Below are 22,942 nucleotides of genomic sequence, written 5' to 3'. Positions count from 1 at the left end.
ATCACCGTCACGACGAGGGTGCGTCCGCCGCGCCGGGCCGCGGCCACGAGGGTGTTCCCGGCCCCGCTGGTGTAGCCGTTCTTGACGCCGATCAGGCCCGGGTAGCGGCGCACGCCGTCGTCGCCGGTCAGCAGCCGGTTGGTGTTGCGGATGTCGTACGGCCGGCCGTCCTCCCCGGGGAACTTGGCCTCGAGGGTGCCGCAGTAGCGGGCGAACTCCGCGTTGCGCAGTCCCTCCCGGCCGAAGACGGCCAGGTCGTACGCCGAGGACACCTGACCGTCCGCGTCGTATCCGTCGGGCGACAGGACCCGGGTGTCGCGGGCGCCGAGGACCCTGGCCTTGGCCTCCATCTGCCGGGAGGTGACGTCCCAGCCGCCGTTGAGCCCGGCCAGCACGTGCACGGCGTCGTTGCCCGAGCTGAGGAACACCCCGCGCCACAGGTCCGAGATGCGGTACGAGTGCCCCTCGCTGACGCCGACGAGGCTGCTGCCCTCGCCGACCTCCGCCAGCTCGCCGTAGGTGACCCGGTGCTGGATGCCGCCGGGCAGCACGGGCAGCACGGTGAGGGCGAACAGGGTCTTGAGGGTGCTGGCGGGCGGCAGCTTGCGGTGCGCGTTCCGCGCGGCGAGCACCTCGCCGGTGCGGGCGTCGGCCACCAGCCACGACAGGGCGGAGACGTCCGGGACCTCCGGCGCGCCGGAGCGTGGCCGCACCTGTGTGCCGGGGCGGTACAGCACGGCCGGAACCGGTGCCGTTCCGCGCGGCACGCCCGGCGCTCCGGGGTCGGCCCCGGCCGGGGCGGCGGCGGCGACAGGCGCGAAGGTCAGGGCGCCGGCCAGGCAGAGACCGCAGGTCGACACGGCTACCCGAGAAGAGAGTCCCATCGTCATATGATCAACCTAGGAACGGACCGGCCTCGATCGGTGCTGGCCGGGCCGAGCGGTGCCGGCGTGCACCCGGATGCCGCACGTGGGCCCGGCGTGGCGCGTCGCCCGGGAGGCGGCGGCCGCCTAGCCGGCCGGCAGCGTCGGCTGGATCCGGCGCAGGAAGGTCGCGTTGTCCGGGGTCTGTCGCATCCGCTCCAGCAGCGTCTCCGGACCGGCCTCGCCGTCACGGCTGCGCAGCGCCCTCCGCAGGCCGTGCGCGGCGGCCGACTCGGCCGGGGACAGCAGCAGTTCCTCGCGGCGGGTGCCGGAGCCAGTGATGTCGACGGCGGGGAAGACGCGGCGCGAGGCGAGTTCGCGGCTCAGCCGGAGTTCCATGTTGCCGGTGCCCTTGAGCTCCTCGAAGAAGAAGTCGTCGGCCCGTGAGCCGGTCTCGACCAGGGCGGTGGCCAGGACGGTCAGGGAACCGCCCTCCTCGGCCAGCCGCGCGGCACCGAAGAACCGCTTGGGCCCCTGCAGCGCGGCGGCGTCCACACCGCCGGAGAGGGTACGGCCGCCGGAGGCCGCCGCGTTGTTGTGGGCCCGGCACAGCCGGGTCAGCGAGTCGAGCAGGATCACGACGTCCTCACCGGCCTCGACGAGCCGCTTGGCCCGTTCGATCACCAGCTCGGCGAGCGCGATGTGCTGCTTGGGTGTCCGGTCGAAGGTCGAGGCGTACACCTCGCCGCGCACCGAACGCCGCATGTCGGTGACCTCCTCGGGGCGCTCGTCGAGGAGCACGACCATCAGCCGGCACTCGGGGTGGTTGCCGGCGACGGCGGCCGCGACCTGCTGGAGCAGTACGGTCTTGCCTGTCTTGGGCGGGGCCACGATCAGCCCGCGCTGCCCCTTGCCGACGGGGGAGAGCAGGTCGGCGACGCGTCCGGTGAGGCCGGCCGCCGGGTGTTCGAGGCGGAGCCGCTCGCGGGGGTGCAGAGGTGTGAGGTCGTGGAAGTGGCGGCGGTCCCGGAGCTGTCCGGGTGCCTCGCCGCCCACGCGCTCGACCTCGGTCACGGCGCGCTGGGAGCCGCAAACGGCTTCGACGAAGTCGCCCTTGCGCAGCCCGTACCTGCGGATCAGGGCGGCGGGGAGCTGCGGATCGGCCGGCGTGGGCAGGCAGTCGTGCCCGCGCAGGTGCCCCTTGCCGCCCGCGTCGATGTCGAGGACGCCGGTGACGGCCTGGGCCGCCGGGACCTGCCGCTGGAGGGGAGGGTGTTCGAGTGTGGTGGTCATGGAGGTCGGTCCTTTCACGGACTCGGAGGCCTGCGTCGCAGGCGGGCATGAGCGAAGGGAAGGGGGAGGGGCCGCGGACGAGGCGAATGGAGAGGCCTCCGGGCGGCGGGAACAGCACCTCGGCCGCGGACGCGGAGGTCCGCGAGGATGGAGTGCCGGAAAGCCGCTGCACCGGCCGGGAACGGCGGTGTCGCGCGGGCTGAGGAAGGAATGGCACCGGCGCCACAATGGGGCGTACACAAGTGCTCCTCGCACAGTACCACCCGACAGGGCGCCGGTGCTGTGACGCACGCCACGGCGGCTCGGGGTGGCTCCGGCCCCCGAGCGGTCTGTCCCGCCGATGCCGCCGTTGCCGGCCGGGCGGGGCTAAGCTGAGGCCGATGTTCAGCCCCCAAGGCCCCAGCCTGCGTGAACTCGCCGTCCAGGCGTTGTCGTCGGTCGAGCGCGGCTACGACCTGCTCGCGCCCAAATTCGACCAGACGCCCTTCCGGACGCCGGACTCGGTGCTGGACGCCGTCGCCGCGGCGCTGCGGCGGATCGGGCCGTTCGAGGACGGGCTCGACGTGTGCTGCGGGACCGGGGCGGGCGCCGACGCGCTGCGGGACGTGTGCGAGCGGAGTGTCACGGGGGTCGACTTCAGTGCGGGCATGCTCGCGGTCGCGCGGGAGCGGGTCCCGTCCGGCGTGCCCCGGGTGTCCTGGGTGCGGGCGGACGCCCGGGCGCTGCCGTTCCGCCCTCTCTTCGACCTGGCGGTGAGCTTCGGGGCGCTCGGGCACTTCCTGCCGCGGGAACTGCCGGGGCTGTTCGCGCAGGTCCATTCCGTGCTGCGGCCGGGCGGGTGCTTCGCCTTCCCGGTCGTGAGCCCGCCCCGGACGGTCTCCCTCGTGAACGGCATGCTCCTGGGTTTCGACCTCGTGATGCGGGTCCGCAACGCCGTCTGGCGGCCGCCGTTCGTCATGTACTACCGGGCCGTGCGGTTCGGGCATCTGCTGCGGGAGCTGGAAGGCGCCGGGTTCCGGGTGGACCTGCACCCGCTGCCCGATTTCGGGCGGCGGCGGGACGGAAGTCCGCGGGTGCGGATGGTCGTGGCCCGGCGCCTTGGACAGCCGATCGGCCCTGGCGGAGACTCTCCTGGACGGCTGCCGGGGGTCAGACCGCTGCCGGCAGGGTGAACTCGTAGACCAGCGCGTCCCGTTGGGCGTCCACGACGAGCTCGGTGAACTCCAGAGGCCGCTCGTGCTGGTCGTGCACCAGGCGGGTCACCCGGACCGAGGAGCTGTCGGGGAGACGGGTGATGGCGTCGCGGTGGTGCAGGGTCAGCCCCGCCGTCCGCATCCAGTCGTAGGCGCGGCGCAGCTGGGCCGCCGAGGTGCCGTCGGCGCGGTCGCGGTAGCGGCCCAGCTCCGCCACCTCGGCCAGGGCCACGTCCGAGAAGGAGGTGACGGCGCTGCGCAGGCCGCGGCCGTCGGGGGAGGCGGACTCGTAACGGTGCATCAGGGTCGGCCGGAGCGGGGCGAGCCGGAGCGCCGCCGCGTGCGCGGGTGGGGGTGTCTCCCAGGTGACGGTCGCCCGGTCGACGGCGCGTTCGTCGGGGCCGCGCCGGACGCCGATCGGGAAGGCCAGTGATGTCGGGTGCTCGACCGGAGGGCCGGGCAGGGTGGCGTGGCTGCCGCGCCGGTCGGTGGCGACCAGGCCGTCCCGGCGCAGCACCTCCAGCGCCTGCCGTACGGTCTCTCTGCTGACCCCGAAGTGCTCGGCCAACTGCCGTTCGCCCGGCAGTCGTTCGCCGGGCGGGATCGTGCCGTCGCGTAGTTCGCCGAGCAGCTCCGTCGCGACCCGCCAGTACAGGGGCTGTTCGTCGGTGTGCGGGCGGTCGTGCGGGGTGGTGCGGGCCATGCCGCGCCCTCCTGTTGGTGACGTGCCGTAGCCGTGCGGGCTCATTGCGCCACCAGAATTAGCATTGGTCTAAACCACCAGGGAAGACCGACCCGCTGGTTCGGCCGAAACAGGCTGGGCGGGAAGTGGCCGCGGGAGGGTGCGCGGCCCGGTCAGAGGGCGCCGTACAGGGCGTTCACCAGTGCCATCTTGCGGGGGTCGTCGGCGATGTGCGGTCCCATGCGGTTCATCACATAGCCGAGCGACACGCCCGCCTCGGGGTCGGCGAGCCCGGCGGAACCGCCGAATCCGTCGTGCCCGACGGCGCGCGGGTTGGGCCCGTACGAGCCGTTCGGTCCGCTGAGCCACAGGCCGAGGCCGATCTCGGTCTCCCTGGCGAACCCGGCGCCCAGCACCAGGTCGCGGCAACTGCCCTGCCCCTCGCGCACTCGCTCGGCCGCCTCGGGGGACAGGACGCGACGGCCGTCGTACGTGCCCCGGCCCGCGAATATCCCGTACAGGGCGGCCACCGCCCGCGCGGTGCCGTGGCCGCCCGCGGCCGGGATCTCGGCGGCCCGCCACGCGGACGTGTTGGCCTCGGCCGCGCCCACCACGGGGTTGGTCAGCGCGGCGAGCGCGGCGGGCGACAACTGGCTGAAGATCGCCGCTTGTTCCGTGCTCCGGGCGGCCCGGCGATGCGTCAGCTCCGCCGCCCTCCCGGCCTCCCGCTCCGGCAGTCCGATGCCGAAGTCGATGCCGAGCGGCCCGGTCACCTCCCGCGCCAGGAACGCGCCGGGCCGAAGCCCCGAGACCCGCCGGACGACCTCCCCGACCAGATGGCCGAACGTCAGCGCGTGGTACCCCGAGCGCGTCCCCGGCTCCCACCAGGGCTCCGTCGCCGCGAGCCGGCGGGTGGTCAGGTCCCAGTCGCAGAGCTCGGCGAACGAGTGCGGTTCGCGTGGGCCGGACAGGCCGGCGCGGTGGGAGAGCAGATGGCGTACGAGCACCTTCTCCTTGCCCGCCGCGGCGAACTCCGGCCAGTACGTGGCCACCGGGGCGTCCAGGTCCAGCAGCCCCCGGTCGGCGAGGATGTGCGCGCACAGCGCCACCGGGCCCTTGGACGTCGACCACACGTTGACCAGCGTGTCGCGCTCCCAGGGCCGCGCGCGGGCCGGGTCAGCCCAGCCGCCCCACAGATCGACCACGGTCACGCCGTCGGCGACGACGGTGACGGCCGCGCCCAGTTCCTCCCGCTCCCGGAAGTTCTCCTCGAACGCCGAACGCACCGCCGTGAAGCGGGCGTCGCAGTGGCCGTGGATCTCTGGCTCGCGCTCGGACATGCAGCCTCCGTCGTCCGTAGGAAGCCCGGTCCACGACCCTGCGGACCGGGGCTCCCCGAACGTACCGACTGGTCGGACGGCGCGGAAGGGAGGGCCGCCCGGCACGGGGGCGAGGTCAGGTGAAGAACAACGGGCCCGTCGGCTCCTGGTGGCCGTCGGCGGTGTGCCAGTAGTCCCGGGTCTCGACCGCCAGCCCGTCGGCGCCGAACCGGACGAAGACACAGCCGGCGAGAGTGGCGTGACGCCCGCCCTCCTCGCCGAGCACCCGGAACTCCGCCACCACCACCCCGGCCTGGCCCACGACCGGCGGCGCGAACCGCACGTCGGTCACCCGCTCCTGAGCGAACGACCAGCGCAGATACTCACCCAGCTCGGCGCGCCCGCGGTGCGGCTCACGGAACGGCATGGAGCGGTGGACGCACTCCTCGGCGTACAGCGCGAGCAGCGCGTCCACGTCGTGCTCGGCCCAGCCCCGCTCCCACACGCGGACGAACCGCTCCGCGGCCTCCTGTGTCCCCATCGTCCTCACCCCGGGCCTCTCAGGCGTACGACCGCAGCCAGCGCATCCTGGCGGCGGCCTGGAACGGGCCGCCGCCCTCGTGGTCGTTGAAGTCGTACACCTCGATCGCCTTGTCCTCGTGCGCCCAGGCGTTGAACGCCGCGAACACCGTGGACGGCGGGCACGTCTGGTCCTCCAGCGCCGCGGAGAACAGCGCGGGGGCCCGGCCGCGCGCGGCGAAGTGCACCCCGTCGAAGTAGGACAGCGTGCGCAGGGCGTCCTCGGCGCGGCCGCGGTGGGTCTTGAGATAGAGGCCGATCTCGCGGTAGGGGTGACGGTCCGTCAAGGTAGTGGCGCGCGGGTAGTCGCACAGGAACGGCACGTCCGGCGCGACCGCCACCAGGTCCGGGACCAGACCGCCGACGGCGATGCTGATGCCGCCGCCCTGGCTGGCGCCGAGCACGACGGTCCTGGCCGGGTCGGTGAGCGGATGCGAGCGGGCCGCCTCGACGGCGCGCACCGCGTCCGTGAACACCCGGCGGTAGTAGTAGTTCTCGGGCGCGTCGATGCCCCGGGTCATGAAACCGGGGTAGGCCGGAGCGCCGCCGACCGGGTCCGGGGTGCCGCCACCGCCGCCCCAGGCGCTGCCCTGGCCGCGGGTGTCCATCACGAAGTGCGCGCGGCCCGTGGACGCCCACAGCAGATGCTCGTGCGGCAGGCCGCGCCCGCCCCCGTACCCGACGAACTCGACCACCAGCGGCAGCGGACGCGTCGCGGCGGCGGGCAGCAGCAGCCAGCCCTTCACCGGGTGGCCGCCGAACCCGGCGAAGGTCACGTCGAACACCTGCACAGTCGCCAGGTCCGACTCGACGGGCTCGAACCGGGCGTCCAGGTCGTGCTCGCGCGCCTCCTGGAGGGTCTTGGACCAGAAGGCGTCGAAGTCCTCGGGTTCGGCGGCGGAACCGCGGTACTCACGGAGCTCGTCGAGGGGGAGGTCGAACAGTGCCATGCAGGACCACCTTGGGTGCGGACGGCGTGATGATCACACCGTACGCGCGGGGTCCGGCCACTCGCCAGGGCCCGCGCCGAGCCCGGCCCCGCCCCGGCGACCTCCCCCGGTCTCGGCTTCGCTCGACCGGCCGGTGCCCCCCACCCGCTGTTCCTGGGGAGATGACCTTCGGGCGTCCGCGCGCGCGGACCGTTCACACGCTGGAACCGCCGCCGGCGACCCCACAGGGCATGACCGACACGTTCCGACGGGTTGCCGCCAGGGGCCGCGCGTCAGGCCCGCCGGCGGGTCCACTCCGGTTCCGTACGCGCCCAGGCGCGCTCCCATTCCGCCATCCGGTGCCGGTTCGCCGCCCGTCGTACGGCCGCGTTGCCGAGCAGCACCACCCCGGCCGAGCCGGCCGTGGCGCAGACGCCCAGGGTCAGGGCGTGCTGCCAGACCGTCGTGCCGCTCGTGGGCGGCGGCACGCTGCGGCCCGCCCCGTCGAACCACACGTCGACCGTCTCCCCGGGCCGCGTCCCCGCCGGGACCCGGGCCGTGCCGGTCCGGGGACCCTCACCAGGCTCGGTCCAGCGCACGGTCGCGCGGTACGTGTACTCCCGGCCGGCCTGCACCGCGGGCAGCGTGTCGGGGGTTCTGCCGACGACCTCCGCCCGGACGTGCCGCCGGTCCTCCGACTGGGTCACCGCGATGCGCCGTGCCTCGCCGTGCGCCCACCAGCCCGTCAGCGCCCCGGCCAGCGGCGCGCCCAGGAGCAGCAGGACGGCGAAGACCACCACCGTCCACGCCTCGACCACGTCCGACCTGCGCCGCAGCGAATTGCGCCGCCAGCGCCAGCCGCGCACCCGGGTTCGCATCTCCGCCTCCTCGCCCTCACCGGAGCCGGGGAGCGCGGCCGCCGCCCTCGGGCCCGTGTATGCGTGCGAGTCCCACATGAATGTCGTACCCCGTCACACGGACTTCCTGCACGGGAACGGGGCGGCGAGAAGGCGGAATCCTCAGCCGAAGCGTTCGATCCGGATCCGGTCCACCGGCTGGCCGGCCGCGACGAGCAGGCGTGACGCGTGCTCGGCGAAGGCGTTGGACCCGCACACATAGGCCTCCCACCCACCGGGAGGCGCGGCGTCCAGGAGCGGCGCCACGTGTGCCGCGGCGATGCGGCCCACCGGTACGCCCGGTGGGGCCGAACGGGTGAAGACGGGCGTCGTCTCGGCCCCGTACTCCCGCGCGTATATCAGGTCCCCGGGCCCGCGCGCGGAGACCAGCAGCCGCAGCGGCACGGACAGGCCGCGCGCCCGGTGGTGCCGCACCATAGACATCAGCGGTACGACCCCGGATCCGGCGCCGATCAGCAGCGCGGCGCGGTCGCCCGGCCAGGCGAAGAAGCCGCTCAGCGGGCCGCGCACCTCGATGCGGTCACCGGGCCGGGCCTCGTTGTGGAACCAGCCGGAGACCTCTCCGCCCTCGACGTGGTCCAGGGTCAGCTCGATGTGCCCGGAGTCGTCCGGCGCCGACGCGATCGAGTAGTGGCGCTGTGCGACGTAGCCGTCCGCGGCGGTCAGCCGGAGCATCAGGTGCTGGCCGGGCAGATGCCCCGCCCAGGCGGGCACCGCGAACCGGAAGGTGGCGGCGCGCGGTGTCTCACGGCGGATCCCGGTCAGTGTGGCGGTCTGCCACCGGCCGGCCGTGCCCTCGCCCACGGCGATCCGGCCGGGCACGGCGAACCGCGTCGGGGGAGTGAAGGTGTCAGTCACCGGAGTACCGCTGCTCCTCCCACGGGTTGCCCCGCGCGTGGTAGCCGTTCTGTTCCCAGAAGCCGGGCTCGTCGTGGCCGAGCAGACGGATGCCGGCGATCCACTTGGCGCTCTTCCAGAAGTACAGATGCGGCACGAGCAGCCGCGCCGGGCCACCGTGCTCGGGCGCGAGCGGCCGGCCGTCGTACTCCCACGCGATCCAGGCCCGGCCGCCGGTGAGGTCGGCGAGCGGGAGGTTCGCGGTGTACCCGGTGTGCGCGTAGGCGACGGCGTGGGTGGCGGCCGGCAGCGGGCGCACCCGCTCCAGGAAGGCGTCCAGCGAGACGCCCGCGAAACCGACCCCGAACTTCGACCAGCCCGTCACGCAGTGGATGTCGCCCTCGTACGCCGAGGCGGGCAGCGCGTGCGCCTGTGCCCAGTCCCAGGTGCGGGGCTGCGCCACCAGGCCGTCGATGCGGAAGGTCCAGTCGGCGGGCGCGAGGTCGGGGGTGACCTCGGCGGACAGGACGGGCCAGTCGTCGCCCGCGTCGTACTGCCCGGGCGGCAGCCCCGGATTGTCGACGCGTGGGCGCCCGGTGAAGCCTCGGGTGACGTTCATGCGGGTGGTGCCTCCAGACCGCCGGCGCGGCGGCCCCGCGGATAGAGCCTGGTCAGTGGGTACGCGTACCACCGTACGGGGTACGCGGCCCCGCCCCCTCAGCAGCCGGCGGCCCGGGCGTTGTACCGCTCCAGATACCCGGCGAACCGCCGCAGGTCCTCCTCCGGCCAGTCCGCAAGCCGCTCCTGGACGGCCGCCCGGCGGCTCCCCGTCACCTGGGCGAGGATGCGCCGGCCCGCGTCGGTCAGGTCCAGCACCTGCACGCGGTGGTCCTCCGGGTCCTGGCGGCGCTCGATCAGCCCGGCCCGCTCCAGCGCGGCCACCTGCCGGCTGACGGTCGACTTGTCCAGGGCGTAGTGCGCCGCGAGATCGGTGGCCCGGCAGCCGCCACGCTCTTCCAGGTGTCCCAGCAGCGTGTACGACACCAGCGACAGCTCGGGGTGCATCCGCCCGGCGGACGCCCGCGCGCGACGGGCGAAGGCCGTCATCTCCCGCTGGATGGTCTCCACGGCGGTCTCCATGGGGTTCTCCATGGCGCAGCGCTCCTTCCCGCTCCTGGTTGCGCAGTGCAACTATAGGTGGGGGAGGGAGAGTCCGGAGACGGGACGGTGTCCGTCCGGCTGTGGGGTAGGGTGGCCCTCCGGCTGAGGGCGGTCCCAGCCGTGCGTGACCGAGGAGGTGAGCCCCATCACCGCTGTGTCAGATCGGGCGCTCTCCTCTCATGTCGGCCCGGAACACCGGCAGTAGACGACCGCGAGAGCGCCCTTCGGCTCCCGAAAGGCCCTCGCCCCACATGACTCTGCCGCTTTCCCTTTCCTCTGCCTCCGTGGTGGCCGCCCTGCGCGCCGCCGGCTGCGTCTTCGCCGAGGACGAGGCGGAGTTGATCCTCGGCGCCGCCCGCACCCCGGACGAACTCGCCGCCATGGTGGCCCGCCGTACGGATGGACTGCCGCTCGAACTCGTCGTCGGCTGGGCCGAGTTCAGCGGTCTGCGGATCGGCGTCGAACCTGGCGTCTTCGTGCCCCGCCGCCGCACCGAGTTCCTCGTCGAACAGGCCCTCGCCGCCGCCCCGGACGCCTCGGTCGTCGTCGACCTGTGCTGCGGCTCGGGCGCGGTGGGCGCCGCCCTGGCCACGGCCCTGGGCCGGGTCGAACTGCACGCCGCCGACATAGACCCGGCCGCGGTGGACTGCGCCCGGCGCAACGTCGCCGGGCACGGCGGCCGGGTCCACCAGGGCGACCTGTACGAGGCGCTTCCCGGCCCGCTGCGGGGTCGCGTGGACATCCTCGCCGCGAACGTTCCCTACGTCCCCACCGCCGAGGTCGGTCTCCTGCCCGCCGAGGCACGCGACCACGAACCCGCGGTCGCCCTCGACGGCGGCGCCGACGGACTGGACGTGCTGCGCCGGGTCGCCGCCGGGGCGCGCGACTGGCTCGCGCCGGGCGGCTGCCTCCTCACGGAGACGAGCGAACGCCAGGCCCCCGAGGCAGTGGCCGTCTTCACCCGCGCGGGCCTGACGACCCGGCTGACGGCGTCGGAGGAACTGCACGCCCACGTGGTGATCGGCACCAACTGATGCGGGGTCACAGAGGTTCGGCTGCCGCCGGGTCGAGCCAGGCGTCGCGTCGCCGGGGTCCACGAACCACACGGCCCGCTCCACGGCCGTGGGTGGTCGTGGGCGGCCGTGGGCGGCCGTGGTGAGGGGCGTGCGGCGAGGCAGTGCGGTGCAGTGGTGCAGCAGCGCGGCGCGAGCCTCGGACTTCGCGGACGAGGGACGCACCAGCCGCCCGGCCGACCGCCCCGGCTCTGCTTCGGGCAGCCGCCCTGGCTTTGCTTCCGGCGGGCGCGCGGCCGGCCGCCCGGGCTTTGCCTCCGGCGGGCGCCTCGGCTCCGCCTCCGGTAGTCGCCCGGCCGCCCTGGCTTTGCTTCCGGCGGGCGCGTGGCCGGCCGCCTGGGCTTTGCCTCCGGCGGGCGCCTCGGCTCCGCCTCGGGTAGTCGCCCGGCGGCCCCGGTTTTGCTTCCGGCGGGTGCGTGGCCGGCGGCCTGGGCTTTGTCTCCGGCGGGCGCCTCGGCTCCGCCTCGGGTAGTCGCCCGGCGGCCCCGGTTTTGCTTCCGGCGGGTGCGTGGCCGGCGGCCTGGGCTTTGCCTCCGGCGGGCGCCTCGGCTCCGCCTCGGGTAGTCGCCCGGCGGCCCCGGTTTTGCTTCCGGCGGGCGCGCGGCCGGCCGCCTGGGCTTTGCCTCCGGCGGGCGCCTCGGCTCCGCCTCCGGTAGTCGCCCGGCCGCCCCGGTTTTGCTTCCGGCGGGTGCGTGGCCGGCCGCCCGGGCTTTGCCTCCGGCGGCCGTACCGGCTTTGCACATGGCGGGCGCCCCGATTCTCCCTCCGGCAGGCGTCCGGCCGCCCCGGCTCTGCCACTCGCGCCGGTTCTGTCTCCGGCAGGCGTCCGACCGCCCCGGCTGTGCCTCCGGCGCGCGCCCGGCCGGTGGCGGCCCCGGCTCTGCCTTCGGCGGGCGTTGTGGTGGCGTGTGGGCACTTCTCGGGTGCCGGAGCGCACCAACTTCGGCTTTGCCCGAGAGGGGGCCGCCGGGTCGCCGCCGGTCCCGGTCCGGCCCCGGGGCCGTGTCCCTGTCCGCGTCAATCTCTCGGCTGGGCGCGTGCGATGAGGACCGCCACGTCGTCGTGGTTGTCGGGGTGGTGCAAGGTGCGGACGAGGAGGTCGCAGACCTCCTCCAGGGGGCGGGCCGGGTCGTCGAGGAGGCCCAGCAGGGTGTCCAGTCGTTCGTCGAGGGAGTGGGTGCGGGTCTCGACCAGACCGTCGGTGTACAGGATGAGTTCGTCGCCGGGGTCGAGCGTGAAGACCGTGGTGGTGAACTCGACGCCGCCCACGCCCAGGGGCGCGCCGGTCGGCAGGTCGAGCAGTTCCCGCGCCCCGTCGCGGCGGACGTGGACGGGCGGCAGATGGCCCGCGTTGGCGATCAGGCAGCGCCCGTCACGCGGCTCGTGGACGGCGTACACGCAGGTCGCGATGGAGTGGTCGAGATCCGAGGTGATCCGGTCGAGGTGTTCGAGGAGCACCGCGGGGTCGAGGTCGAGCGCCGCCAGGGTGTTGGTGGCGGTGCGCAGCCGGCCCATGGTCGCCGCGGCGGTGATGCCGCTGCCCATCACGTCACCCACGACGAGCGCGGTCTTGCCGCCGTCCAGGGGAATGACGTCGAACCAGTCGCCGCCGACCTCGGTGGCGGCGCCGGCCGGCTGGTAACGGGAGGCGACTTCGAGGCCGCCGGTCACGGACGGATGCGTGGGCAGCAGGCTGCGCTGGAGGGTGATGGCGGTGTCACGGGCGTTCTGGTACCAGCGGGCGTTGTCGATCTGCACCGCCGCCCGGGCGGCCAGTTCACGGGCGAGCAGCAGATCGTCCTCGCTGAACGGCAGCGGATTGTTGATGCGCTTGAGGTCGAGGGCGCCGAGCACCTCCCCGCGCGCGATGAGAGGGACGGCCAGATAGGAGTGGACGCCGGCGCGCGCCAGCAGGGCGGCGGCCTCCGGGGAACGGGCGATGCGCGGCAGATCCACGTCCTTGACCTGCGGGATCATGACCGGCCGCGCCGAGCGCACACACTCGGTGACCAGGCGGTCGGGACCGTAGCGGGCCACCTGTCCGGGGGTGTCGGCCGCTTGCATGGCCTCCGGCGCGTTGTCGGCCCGCACGGCCAGCGCCCGGATCACGGCCGGCTCGCACGGGTCGGTGCTGCTGCGACGGCCGCCGATCACCGAGTCCAGCAGATCCACGGCGGCCACGTCCGCCAGCTCCGGCACCGCGACGTCGGCCAGCTCGCTGGCGGTGCGGTCCAGCTCCAGCGTGGTGCCGATCCTGGCCGAGGCGTCCGCGATGAGCGCCAGCCGACGCCGCGCGGACTCGGCCTCGATGCCCGCCCGGCGCTCCGCCGTGACGTCCCTGACCGACTTGGCCACGCCCAGCACCGTGCCCACGGCGTCCTCCAGCCGGTAGAGCGAGACCGACCAGGCACGGTCCTCGTACGGGTCGGCCGGGGTACGGCCGGAGACGGGATGGTCGACCAGCGGCCGCCCGGTCTCCAGGACGTGCCGCAACGCGGCGTCCAGGGAACCCACGTCCAGCATCGGCAGCACCTCGCCGACCTGCCGGCCGATGTGCTCCTCGACCGGGACGCCGTTGATCCGCTCCAGCGCAGCGTTGACGGACACGTAGCGCAGCCCGGTGTCCAGGACGGCCAGCCCGATCGGTGACTGCGCGATCATCCGCGTGGACAGGGCGACGTCCTGCTCCAGCCGGCGCACGGTCGCCTGGTCGGCGGCGAGACCGAGGGCGTAGACGTCGCCCTGGTCGTCCAGCAGCCGCATGTTGCGGAACTCCACCAGGCGCGTGCTGCCGTCCTTGCGCCGCACCGGGAAGGCGCCGGCCCAGCCCCTGCCGGTGGCGATGACGTCGGCGAACAGCTTCTTGACCAGCTCGAGGTGCTCCTCGTGCACCATCACCCGGGCGGCGTACGCGCCGAGCGCCTCCTGTGCCGGGTAGCCGAACAGTTCCTCGGCCTGCGGACTCCACAGGACGATGCGGCCCTGGGCGTCCAGCACCACCGAGGCCACGCCCAGCACGTCGAGCAGCCCGCTGGGCCGCCCCGGCGCACTGCCCGGCTCGGCCCCGTCGGACACCGGTGGCCCGGTCGGTCCCATCGCACGCACCGCCTTCGCCTTCCGCCACGGCACGCCGTCCCGTGCCGACTCCCCTTGCCGCCCGCCCTCAACCATTTCTCTTACGCCACCACCGCCCTACTCCACCATCCCTCAACATGACTGGGGGTGTCTGGCGATGGGGTGGGATCGGCGTGGCCCGTCCGAGGCGGCCCGGTCGACCTCCGTTCTCCGCGGGGCTGTACATCCCGGAATGTGGTGGTTTTCTGGGAGTGCGGCACGGCGCCGCGTGGGAACTCGCCTGCCGTACCGCAGCGCGGCCACGAGAGGAGCCACCACGATGGACAGTGAGCGACTGCACCCGGAATCGGTCTCTCTGGAGATCAGTGGATGCAGCAAGGAGGACGCCCGGATCGTCTTCGACAGCCTGTGCGCGTACTTCGACTCGGATCGGTGCTCCGACGACGTACCGCAGGACTGGCACGAGGTCCGGCCGACGGTGTGGCTCGGCACCTTCGAGGTCGCCACGCCGCACGAGGGCGCGCACCCCACCGCCCCCCGGCTCTCCGCCTCCGTCGAGGCCGACGCGCACGGCGGGTACTGGGCGATCGACCGCTTCCGCACCACCCTGCACGACCTGTTCAGGGTCCACGACCTCAGCACGGCCTCGGGCGACCAGGAGCGGGAGCTGCACGTACGGCTGGAGAGCCGCTGACCGATGTGGCGCGACGGACAGCCCCTCCGTTGTGCAACTAGTTGCATAAACCGTGCGCGGTCCTCTACAACAGAGGGACGTCACCGCGCACGGAGGGGCCATGAGCCGTTACCCGCATCTGCTGAGCCCGCTCGACCTGGGCTTCACCACCCTGCCCAACCGCGTCCTGATGGGCTCCATGCACGTAGGCCTGGAGGAGGCCGAGCGCGGCTTCGAGCGCATGGCGGAGTTCTACGCCGCCCGGGCCCGCGGGGGAGTGGGCCTGATCGTCACCGGCGGCATCGCGCCCAACGACGAGGGCCGGCCGTACGAGGGCGGCGCCAAGCTCACCACCGAGCAGGAGGCCGCCCAGCACCGGCGGATCACCGTCGCGGTGCACCGCGAGGGCGGCCGGATCGCGATGCAGCTGCTGCACTTCGGCCGCTACGCGTACCACGAGGACCTGGTCGCCCCGAGCCCTCTCCAGGCCCCGATCAGCCCCTTCCCGCCCCGTGAGCTGTCCGACGCGGAGGTCGAGCGGACCATCGACGACTACGCCCGCGCCGCCCGCCTCGCCCGGCAGGCCGGCTACGACGGCGTGGAGATCATGGGGTCCGAGGGCTACCTGATCAACGAGTTCATCGCCGCGCAGACCAACCACCGCACCGACCGCTGGGGCGGCGCGTACGAGAACCGCATGCGCTTCCCGGTCGAGATCGTCCGGCGGGTGCGCGAGGCGGTCGGTGAGGACTTCATCGTCATCTACCGGCTGTCGATGCTGGACCTCGTCCCCGGCGGCTCCACCCTCGACGAGGTCGTCACCCTCGCCAGGGCCGTCGAGGCCGCCGGGGCCACCATCATCAACACCGGCATCGGCTGGCACGAGGCCCGCATCCCGACCATCGCCACCTCCGTGCCGCGCGGCGCCTACACCTGGGTCACCCGGCGGCTCATGGGCGAGGTGTCGGTTCCGCTGGTCACCACCAACCGCATCAACACCCCGGAGCTGGCCGAGGAGTTGCTGGCCGACGGCTGCGCCGACATGGTGTCCATGGCCCGCCCGATGCTGGCCGACCCGGATTTCGTCGCCAAGGCCGCGGCCGGCCGACCCGAGGCCATCAACACCTGCATCGGCTGCAACCAGGCCTGCCTCGACCACACCTTCAGCGGGCAGATCACCTCCTGCCTGGTCAACCCGCGCGCCTGCCACGAGACCGAGCTGGTCCTGTCCCCGACCCGGCTGCGCAAGCGCGTCGCCGTCGTCGGCGCGGGCCCGGCGGGCCTCGCGTGTGCCGTGAGCGCCGCCGAACGCGGCCACGAGGTCACGCTGTTCGACGCCGCGAGCGAGATCGGCGGGCAGCTCAACGTCGCCCGCAAGGTCCCCGGCAAGCAGGAGTTCGACGAGACGCTGCGCTACTACCGCCACCAGCTCGACGCGCACGGGGTCGAGGTACGCCTGAACACCCGCGTGGCGACCGCCGACGTGGCCGGCTACCACGAGGTCGTGGTCGCCACCGGTGTCACCCCGCGCACCCCGGACATCCCCGGCGTCGACCACCCGAAGGTCGTCGGTTACCTCGACGTCCTGCGCGACGAGGTGTCCGTCGGCGACAGCGTCGCCGTCCTGGGCGCCGGCGGCATCGGCTTCGACGTCGCCGAGTACCTCACCGACGGCGGCGACAAGGCGCACGAGGACCCGGCGACGTACTTCCGTCAGTGGGGCGTCGACATGGGCTACGAGGGCCCCGGCGGCCTCGCCGCCCCCGAGCGGCCCGACCCGCCCCGCACCGTCCATCTGCTCCAGCGCAAGGCCACCAAGGTCGGCGCGGGCCTCGGCAAGACCACCGGCTGGATCCACCGCACCGAGCTGAAGCACCGCGGCGTCACCATGGTCCCCGGCGTGCGCTACGACCGGATCGACGACGCGGGACTGCACGTCACCGTCGGCGACACCAGTACGGTCCTCGAGGTCGACACCATCGTCCTGTGCACCGGGCAGGAGCCACGCCGGGACCTGTACGAGGAGCTGATCGCCGCCGGGTGCAGCGCGCACCTCATCGGCGGCGCCGACGTGGCAGCCGAGCTGGACGCCAAGCGCGCCATCAAGCAGGGCACCGAACTGGCGGCCGTGCTGTAGGCGCCGGGGACGTCCCTAGGATGGCCCCCATGTCACTCCCGCACGCGATCCTCACCGCCCTGCTGGAAAGGCCGTCCTCGGGGCTGGAGCTGACCCGCCGCTTCGACAAGTCGATCGGCTACTTCTGGTCGGCGACGCATCAGCAGATCTATCGCGAGCTGGGAAAACTGGAGGCCGACGGGCTGATCCGGGCCCTGCCCGCAGAGCAGCCGGCGCGCGGGCAGAAGAAGAGCTACGAGGTGCTGCCCGCGGGCCGCGCCGAACTGGCCCGCTGGACCGCCGCCACCCAGGATCCGAGGCCGCTGCGCGACACGCTGCTGCTGCGGCTGCGCGCGGCGGCCGTGGTCGGCACGGCCGGCCTGGAGGCCGATCTGCGCCGCCATCTCGACCTGCACCGGGTCCAGCTGGCGGAGTACGAGGAGATCGAGCGGCGCGACTTCCCGCCCGGCAAGGACAGCCCCCAGGACCGGCTCCAGCACCTGGTGCTGCGGGCCGGTATCGATCTGGAGACCTTCTGGGCGCGCTGGCTGGAGCACGCCCTGGCGGAGTTCGCCGAGCTGCCCCCGGAGCAGGACGGCTAGGCGGCGGTCAGAGGCGGTACGGCTTCGAGCGGCGGCGCAGGAACCAGACCGTGGCGATCACCGCGGTACCCACCAGCGCCCCGCCGCCCACCAGCGTCAGCGCGCCGTAGTCCCGCGTGGCGCCGCCGACACCGCCGACCACACCGCGGGTGGGCGAGGCCGTGACCGTGGCCCTGGCCGTCGCCGACAGGGTCGGCGTGGACCCGCCGGAGACGACGACGGACTGGGTTCCGGCGGTGTTGCCGTTGGAGCACATGACGATGACCGTGTACGTGCCCGGGGTGACGTTCGTCCAGGCCGAGCCCTGCTGGGCGGTCGAACCGGAGAGCACCACCTGGCGGCCCTGGGCGAAGTTCGCCTGGTTGCTGTTGAGGATGGACGCGGTGCCCCATCTGCCGTTCAGCTGGGTGCACGCGCTGGTCGTCACCGAGACCGTGGAGCCGTTGGTGCTCACGGAGATCCCGGTGTTCGCGGCGGCCGGCCCGGCGACCAGGGCCAGGGGCAGCGCGGCGGCTGCCACGGCCGCCCCGAGGAGAGGCTGAGAAGTACGCATGGGACTGCCCTCCGGCGGCACGGTTGGCGGTACATCCCTTGCGCCGCCTAGGTCGGGGAACGCCCGTGCTGCCTCACAGACGCAGCCAACGTGTCCCCGGCCCGGCCCGCATGGGGACCGCACCCGCTCAGGTGACAGATACCGGCGTCCGGGGGACGTGAGGGGCCCTCAGCGTCCCTCGCCGGTCGTCACCGTCCGTTCCGCCGAGAAGCCGCCCCAGGTGCCGTCCGGCAGCCGGGGACGGATCCTCACCCGATGGCTCTCCCCGGCCTCCTGCCCGATGTAGAAGCTGTACGTGGCGCGGCCCCGGGGCGGGGTCCCGCCGAAGACCAGGGAGGTGGCCGGACGGCCGTCGAGCTGGACCTGGTACTCGGTGACGACCCCGTCCACCTCGGGCGGCACCCACGACAGGTCGATGTGGTAGGCCCCGTCGGCGCGCCGGATCGTGGCGCGGAAGTCGGCCGGCGCGGTGTCCCGCCCGTCGTCCGTGCCCGGCGCGGTGGTGAGCCGGACGGCGGCGCTCGCGGGGGAGACGTTGTCCGCGGCGTCCCGCGCCCGGACGGTGAAGGTGTAGCGGGTGCCCGGCCGCAGCCCGGTCAGCACGGTCGCGGTCTGCCCCCCGCCGACGCTGTGGATCTTCGCGGCGCCCTGGTAGACGTCGTACGAGGCCACGCCCCGGTCGTCCTTCGACGCGGTCCAGGACAGCTGCGCGGCCCGGCTTCCGGCGGCTCGCCCGCGCGGGCCGCCCGGCCGGGAGGGGGCCGAGGCGTCGGCCGCGACGGCGGCCGGGGTCCGCGCCCGCACCTCACGGCTGCGCGCCCCGAGCCGCCCCTCGGCGTCCCGGGCCCGCACGGTGAAGACGTACGTCGTCGACGGATCCAGCCGGGTGACGTCGACCATGTGCGCGGAGCCCGGGACCTCCTGGACCTTGGTGGCGCCCCGGTACACCTCGTAGCCGCTGACGTCCCGCGACGACACCGCGTTCCACATCACGTGGACGCTGGTCGCGCTGCCCGCCGCCGCGGTGACCCCCGTCGGCGCGGCGGGCAGCCGCCCCTCGTCGCCGTCGCCCGTGCCGCCCCAGCCGCAGGACGGGACGAACAGCAGCGCGCCGAGGGCCAGGGCAACGGGCACGGGAACGCGTCGCACGACTCGGCCTCCAGGGACGGCGCGGCGGCAATGGTCCGGACCAATATGACGCCACTGACGCGGCCACATCAAGAGGGCGGTTCGTGCCGAGCACTCCGCGCCGTTCCGTATGCTGAAGCAAGCACGGCCGAACTCAACCTGGGAGAAGGGGAGTTCGTGCCCCCGGTGCGGATTCGCTGTCGTCGCCGATGCCGCACCGGGCGGGGCGGCCGGGAGGCCGGAGTCGACACGGGCTCGGGCCCCCGGCTCCCGGGTGGGAAGGGCGTGGCGTGCACCGTCCGGACCCCTCGGGTGGCCCCATGATCGGAAACAGCATCCGATGGTGCTGAGCGATCGTCAGTGTCCCCCAGCAGAGAGTCCCTTATCGTGCGTGTCCAGTCCCTCGCGCTGGCCGCGGCAAGTGCCGCCCTGCTCGCCCCGGCGACTTCCTCGACCGCCCACCCGCCCAAGGAACCCCGCACACGGCACGAGAGATCCGCGGAGAGTCCCGTCCGCGCGGACGAGCTGCTGGCCGCGGTGCGCGACTGCACTCCCCTGTCCGGGGGCCGCTACCGCACCGACGCCGGCAGCCCGGCGACCGTCCCCGTCTGCGGCACCCGCGACGCCGTCTTCTGGACGGCGGACATGGACATCGACTGCGACGGGCGCCCCGGCCGCCACTGCAACCGCCGCACCGACCCGTACTTCTCCGCCGGTACGGCCTTCCAGGCCTCCGACGGCCGCCATCTGAACGCCGAACGCCTGCCCTTCGTCGTCGTGCCCGTCCCGAGCCGCATCTGGGACTACCGCGAGCACGGCGTGCGCGACGGATCCGTGGTGGCCCTCGTCCATGGCGACCGGGTCCAGTACGCGGTCGTCGGTGACACCGGGCCGCACGAGGTCATCGGCGAGGCGTCGTACGCCGCCGCCGAGGCCCTCGGCATCTCGCCCGACCCGCGCGGCGGGGGAACGGACTCCGGCGTCACCTACGTCGTCTTCAAGGGCTCGCGGATCTCGCCCATCGAGAACCAGGCCGCGGCGGCGGCGGAAGGGCAGCGGCTGGCCCGGCGGTTCGTCGACGGCGGCCAGCCGAGGGGGTAGGGCGGCCGGGGCACGGCCGGGGCGACCCGCCCGTGTCCCCGTCGCCGCTCGACAGGGCGTCCCGAGGACTCAGACCTTCCGGTAGTTGTACGCCTCGGAGGCCGCCGCCGCCACCGCGTCCAGGTCCGCTCCCGTGCTCGCCGTGACGACCGCCGCGACGGCGCCCTCGACGAACGGGCAGTCCACCAGACGCGTCCCGGCGGGGAGTTCGTCGCCCTCGGCCAGCAGCGCCTTCACGGTCAGGACGGCGCTGCCGAGGTCGGTGAGGAGGGCCACCCCGGCCCCACGGTCCACGGACGCGGCCGCGGCCGCGATCAGCTCCGCGCTCGTGCCGAGCCCGCCGCCCTCGGTGCCGCCCGCCGGGGCGACGGGCACCGCCGTCCCGCCCGCGAGCCCCTTCGCCAGCTCGGCCACGGACGCGGCCACCTGAGCGCTGTGCGACACCAGCACGATCCCGACCAGCTTCTCGTCACTCACCGGCGGCCTCCGCGAGTCCAGCGATCAGCAGCGCCGACGAGGTGGCGCCCGGGTCCTGGTGCCCGATGCTCCGCTCGCCCAGATAGCTGGCCCGGCCCTTGCGGGCCTGCAACGGGGTCGTCGCCAGCGCGCCCTGCTCGGCGGCGCTCCGCGCGGCGCCGAAGGAGTCGGCGAGCGCGTCCACGCCCGGCACGAGCGCGTCGATCATCGTCTTGTCGCCGGGCGCCGCCCCGCCGAGCGTCATCACGGCGTCCACGCCCTCGCGGAGGGCCTTGGCGAGCTGCGCCGGGTCGACCTCGGCGGCGTCGCCGAGCGCCTTGCCCGTGCGGCGCAGCAGCGTGCCGTACAGCGGCCCGGAGGCCCCGCCGACCGTCGAGATCAGCTGCCGTCCCGCCAGGATCAGGACGGCGCCCGGCGTGCCCGGGGCCTCCTTCTCCAGTACCGCCACCACGGCGGTGAACCCGCGCTGCAGATTGCTGCCGTGGTCGGCGTCCCCGATGGGGGAGTCGAGGGCCGTGAGCCGTTCCGCCTCGCGGTCCACGGACGCGGCGGTCGCCGTCATCCAACGGCGGAAGAAGTCGGCGTCGAGCACTGGGTCTCCTTGCGTGGTAGGTACCTTGATCGTCCCGTCTCACATGCCCCAGCGCAGCCCCGGCGTGCTCACCGGCGCGTCCCACAGGCGCAGCAGCTCCTCGTCGACCTGGCACAGGGTGACCGAGGCGCCCGCCATGTCGAGGGAGGTCACGTAGTTGCCGACGAGGGTGCGGGCGACGGCGACACCGCGGTCGGCGAGCACCCGCTGCACCTCGGCGTTGAAGCCGTACAGCTCCAGCAGGGGCGTCGCCCCCATGCCGTTGACCAGAACCAGCACCGGATTGCGGGGGTCGAGGTCCTCCAGAACGGCGTGCACCGCGAAGTCGGCGATCTCGCGCGAGGTCATCATCGCCCGCCGCTCCCGGCCGGGCTCGCCGTGGATGCCGATGCCCAACTCCAGCTCGCCCGGCGGCAGATCGAAGGTGGGGGAGCCCTTGGCGGGCGTGGTGACGGCACTCAGCGCCACGCCGAAGCTGCGCGAGCTCTCGTTGACCTGCCGCGCGATCGACTCGACCCGCTCCAGCGGCTGACCCTCGTCGGCGGCGGCGCCGGCGATCTTCTCGACGAACAGTGTGGCGCCGGTGCCCCGCCGCCCGGCTGTGTAGAGGCTGTCGGTGACGGCCACGTCGTCGTTGACCAGCACCTTGGCGATCTGGATGCCCTCGTCGTCGGCGAGCTCGGCGGCCATGTCGAAGTTGAGCACGTCACCGGTGTAGTTCTTCACGACGAACAGCACCCCGGCCCCGCTGTCCACGGCCGCGGCCGCCCGCAGCATCTGGTCGGGCACGGGTGACGTGAAGACCTCCCCGGGGCAGGCGGCCGACAGCATGCCCGGGCCCACGAATCCGCCGTGCAGCGGCTCGTGCCCCGAGCCGCCGCCGGAGACGAGCCCGACCTTCCCCTGGACGGGCGCGTCCCGCCGCACGATCACCCGGTTCTCGACATCGACGGTCAATTCCGGATGGGCCGCCGCCATACCCCGCAGCGCGTCCGCGACGACGGTCTCGGGGACGTTGATGAGCATCTTCATGGCCGTGCCTCCTGCTGAAACGGTCGGGAGCACCCCTGTCGGCAGTATCGGCCCTGTGACAGCGAAGGTCACGTGCGCATGGCCACTGTCGTGGTGACGCGCACGACGCACGGCCTTCCGGGGGTCGAGCCGAACCCGAAACGTACGGGGGGTGCCACCCGGGCGAGCGAGCCGAGGTCCTCGCCCTCGTAGGTGGCGGTGGCGGTGGTGATCCCGCGCAGGTCCTGGGCGCCGTACCACTCACGTCGGCCGTCGCGGGCGCTGCCACATGTGCGCAGGCCCAGCAGCCGGGCGGGCGGTGCCATGGCCGCGGCCCAGGCCGGACGGGCGGCGAGGGAGGGGGGCACGGCGCCGAGCAGGTGCCCCAGGGGACCTCGCCGGCCGGTGGTGAAACGCAGGTGCAGCGCCGCCGCCGCCACGCTCCACTCGGCCCCGGCGACCTGCACACGGACCGGGACGACCTGGACGTCGTCGAAGGTGTAGGTGGCGGCGACGAACCGCGCGATCTCCGGGGAGGGCGCCAGCAGGACCCGGGGCCCGTCCGGACGTTCGAGCATCACGTCGCTGAACGGCCCGAACGGGGACCCGGGCCAGTGCCCGAGCACGACCCGGGTGCCGGACGAGGTCCCGAGCCCCGCGATCCAGCCGTCGAAGCGCAGCCGTACCCGCCGTGTGGGCTCGGCCCTCGGGCGAGCCGGAGCCTGACCGCCGCCGTCCATGCGCCACCTCCCGGCACGCCGAGTACCC

The 22,942-nt window shown here is 73.9% G+C and carries 22 protein-coding genes and 1 pseudogene; 6 read left to right on the top strand and 17 right to left on the bottom strand.

The window, feature by feature from the left end; all coding sequences use genetic code 11:
- Positions 1-53: 53 nt before the first annotated feature.
- Both ACFV6X_RS05455 and rho read right to left on the bottom strand, forming a co-directional pair.
- Positions 54-884, bottom strand: a pseudogene (locus tag ACFV6X_RS05455) (D-alanyl-D-alanine carboxypeptidase family protein); the annotation flags it as partial.
- A 126-nt stretch (positions 885-1,010) separates the two neighbouring features.
- Positions 1,011-2,156 carry a transcription termination factor Rho gene (gene rho, locus ACFV6X_RS05450; protein ID WP_385378000.1) on the bottom strand — a complete coding sequence of 382 codons (1,146 nt, stop codon included), beginning with the start codon at positions 2,154-2,156 and terminating at the stop codon, positions 1,011-1,013.
- 380 nt (positions 2,157-2,536) lie between these two features.
- On the opposite strand from rho, the gene ACFV6X_RS05445 reads away from it, so the two are divergent.
- The gene (locus ACFV6X_RS05445; protein ID WP_385377997.1) at positions 2,537-3,328 is read left to right on the top strand and encodes a class I SAM-dependent methyltransferase; all 792 of its coding nucleotides are present in this window, start codon (positions 2,537-2,539) and stop codon (positions 3,326-3,328) included.
- On the opposite strand, the gene ACFV6X_RS05440 is transcribed toward ACFV6X_RS05445, so the two are convergent.
- The 8 genes from ACFV6X_RS05440 to ACFV6X_RS05405 all read right to left on the bottom strand — a co-directional run bounded on the left by ACFV6X_RS05440 (position 3,306) and on the right by ACFV6X_RS05405 (position 9,764).
- On the bottom strand, positions 3,306-4,052 hold the full coding sequence (locus ACFV6X_RS05440) for a GntR family transcriptional regulator (protein WP_385377994.1): 747 nt from the start codon (positions 4,050-4,052) through the stop codon (positions 3,306-3,308). The two genes, ACFV6X_RS05445 and ACFV6X_RS05440, sit on opposite strands and share 23 nt — an antisense overlap.
- A gap of 152 nt (positions 4,053-4,204) precedes the next feature.
- Positions 4,205-5,371, bottom strand: coding sequence for a serine hydrolase domain-containing protein (locus tag ACFV6X_RS05435; RefSeq protein WP_385377991.1), 1,167 nt, complete (start codon positions 5,369-5,371; stop codon positions 4,205-4,207).
- 115 nt (positions 5,372-5,486) lie between these two features.
- The gene (locus ACFV6X_RS05430) at positions 5,487-5,891 is read right to left on the bottom strand and encodes a nuclear transport factor 2 family protein (protein WP_385377989.1); all 405 of its coding nucleotides are present in this window, start codon (positions 5,889-5,891) and stop codon (positions 5,487-5,489) included.
- Positions 5,892-5,910: 19 nt separating this feature from the next.
- Positions 5,911-6,879, bottom strand: coding sequence for an acetylxylan esterase (locus tag ACFV6X_RS05425; RefSeq protein ID WP_385377986.1), 969 nt, complete (start codon positions 6,877-6,879; stop codon positions 5,911-5,913).
- A gap of 272 nt (positions 6,880-7,151) precedes the next feature.
- On the bottom strand, positions 7,152-7,736 hold the full coding sequence (locus tag ACFV6X_RS05420; RefSeq protein ID WP_385377983.1) for a hypothetical protein: 585 nt from the start codon (positions 7,734-7,736) through the stop codon (positions 7,152-7,154).
- A gap of 141 nt (positions 7,737-7,877) precedes the next feature.
- Positions 7,878-8,633 carry a ferredoxin reductase gene (locus ACFV6X_RS05415; protein ID WP_385377980.1) on the bottom strand — a complete coding sequence of 252 codons (756 nt, stop codon included), beginning with the start codon at positions 8,631-8,633 and terminating at the stop codon, positions 7,878-7,880.
- Complete coding sequence (locus ACFV6X_RS05410; protein WP_385377978.1) at positions 8,626-9,231, bottom strand: sulfite oxidase-like oxidoreductase; 606 nt, start codon at positions 9,229-9,231, stop codon at positions 8,626-8,628. Before ACFV6X_RS05410 ends, ACFV6X_RS05415 begins: the two co-directional genes overlap by 8 nt.
- A 98-nt stretch (positions 9,232-9,329) precedes the next feature.
- Complete coding sequence (locus tag ACFV6X_RS05405; RefSeq protein ID WP_385377975.1) at positions 9,330-9,764, bottom strand: MarR family winged helix-turn-helix transcriptional regulator; 435 nt, start codon at positions 9,762-9,764, stop codon at positions 9,330-9,332.
- Between the two features lie 260 nt (positions 9,765-10,024).
- Between ACFV6X_RS05405 and ACFV6X_RS05400 the strand changes: the two genes are divergently transcribed.
- The gene (locus ACFV6X_RS05400) at positions 10,025-10,807 is read left to right on the top strand and encodes a putative protein N(5)-glutamine methyltransferase (protein WP_385377972.1); all 783 of its coding nucleotides are present in this window, start codon (positions 10,025-10,027) and stop codon (positions 10,805-10,807) included.
- A 1,056-nt stretch (positions 10,808-11,863) separates the two neighbouring features.
- Here the strand turns inward: ACFV6X_RS05400 and ACFV6X_RS05395 are convergent.
- Complete coding sequence (locus ACFV6X_RS05395) at positions 11,864-13,942, bottom strand: SpoIIE family protein phosphatase (protein ID WP_385377969.1); 2,079 nt, start codon at positions 13,940-13,942, stop codon at positions 11,864-11,866.
- 298 nt (positions 13,943-14,240) lie between these two features.
- On the opposite strand from ACFV6X_RS05395, the gene ACFV6X_RS05390 reads away from it, so the two are divergent.
- The 3 genes from ACFV6X_RS05390 (at position 14,241) to ACFV6X_RS05380 (ending at position 17,312) form a co-directional block, all read left to right on the top strand.
- Positions 14,241-14,615, top strand: coding sequence for a hypothetical protein (locus ACFV6X_RS05390; RefSeq protein WP_385377966.1), 375 nt, complete (start codon positions 14,241-14,243; stop codon positions 14,613-14,615).
- 100 nt (positions 14,616-14,715) lie between these two features.
- A complete protein-coding gene (locus ACFV6X_RS05385; protein WP_385377963.1) occupies positions 14,716-16,731 on the top strand; it encodes an FAD-dependent oxidoreductase in 2,016 nt (671 codons plus the stop codon).
- Between the two features lie 29 nt (positions 16,732-16,760).
- Positions 16,761-17,312 (top strand): PadR family transcriptional regulator, encoded by a 552-nt coding sequence (locus ACFV6X_RS05380; protein ID WP_365450334.1) that lies wholly within the window; start codon positions 16,761-16,763, stop codon positions 17,310-17,312.
- A 7-nt stretch (positions 17,313-17,319) separates the two neighbouring features.
- Here ACFV6X_RS05380 and ACFV6X_RS05375 read toward each other — a convergent pair whose 3' ends face one another.
- Entirely contained in the window at positions 17,320-17,865 is a 546-nt protein-coding gene (locus ACFV6X_RS05375; protein ID WP_385377960.1) for a hypothetical protein, read from the bottom strand.
- A gap of 168 nt (positions 17,866-18,033) precedes the next feature.
- Entirely contained in the window at positions 18,034-19,014 is a 981-nt protein-coding gene (locus ACFV6X_RS05370; RefSeq protein ID WP_385377957.1) for a fibronectin type III domain-containing protein, read from the bottom strand.
- Positions 19,015-19,380: 366 nt separating this feature from the next.
- Here ACFV6X_RS05370 and ACFV6X_RS05365 point away from each other — a divergent pair, with 366 nt between their 5' ends.
- Complete coding sequence (locus ACFV6X_RS05365) at positions 19,381-20,094, top strand: glycoside hydrolase family 75 protein (RefSeq protein ID WP_385377954.1); 714 nt, start codon at positions 19,381-19,383, stop codon at positions 20,092-20,094.
- A gap of 69 nt (positions 20,095-20,163) precedes the next feature.
- Here the strand turns inward: ACFV6X_RS05365 and ACFV6X_RS05360 are convergent, their stop codons facing one another.
- From ACFV6X_RS05360 to ACFV6X_RS05345, 4 genes are all read right to left on the bottom strand, one after another.
- Positions 20,164-20,571 carry a PTS-dependent dihydroxyacetone kinase phosphotransferase subunit DhaM gene (locus ACFV6X_RS05360; protein ID WP_385377951.1) on the bottom strand — a complete coding sequence of 136 codons (408 nt, stop codon included), beginning with the start codon at positions 20,569-20,571 and terminating at the stop codon, positions 20,164-20,166.
- The gene (gene dhaL, locus ACFV6X_RS05355) at positions 20,564-21,163 is read right to left on the bottom strand and encodes a dihydroxyacetone kinase subunit DhaL (RefSeq protein WP_385377949.1); all 600 of its coding nucleotides are present in this window, start codon (positions 21,161-21,163) and stop codon (positions 20,564-20,566) included. The genes ACFV6X_RS05360 and dhaL overlap by 8 nt, the downstream gene beginning before the upstream one ends.
- A gap of 39 nt (positions 21,164-21,202) precedes the next feature.
- The gene (gene dhaK / locus ACFV6X_RS05350) at positions 21,203-22,195 is read right to left on the bottom strand and encodes a dihydroxyacetone kinase subunit DhaK (protein ID WP_385377946.1); all 993 of its coding nucleotides are present in this window, start codon (positions 22,193-22,195) and stop codon (positions 21,203-21,205) included.
- 68 nt (positions 22,196-22,263) lie between these two features.
- Entirely contained in the window at positions 22,264-22,914 is a 651-nt protein-coding gene (locus tag ACFV6X_RS05345; protein ID WP_385377943.1) for a hypothetical protein, read from the bottom strand.
- Positions 22,915-22,942 lie beyond the last annotated feature (28 nt).

Origin of the sequence: Streptomyces sp. NPDC059861 (assembly GCF_042731435.1) — a bacterium.
GTDB lineage: Bacteria > Actinomycetota > Actinomycetes > Streptomycetales > Streptomycetaceae > Streptomyces.
The sequence above is the reverse complement of the archived record's forward strand: the minus strand, read 5'-3'. Positions and strand labels throughout refer to the sequence as shown.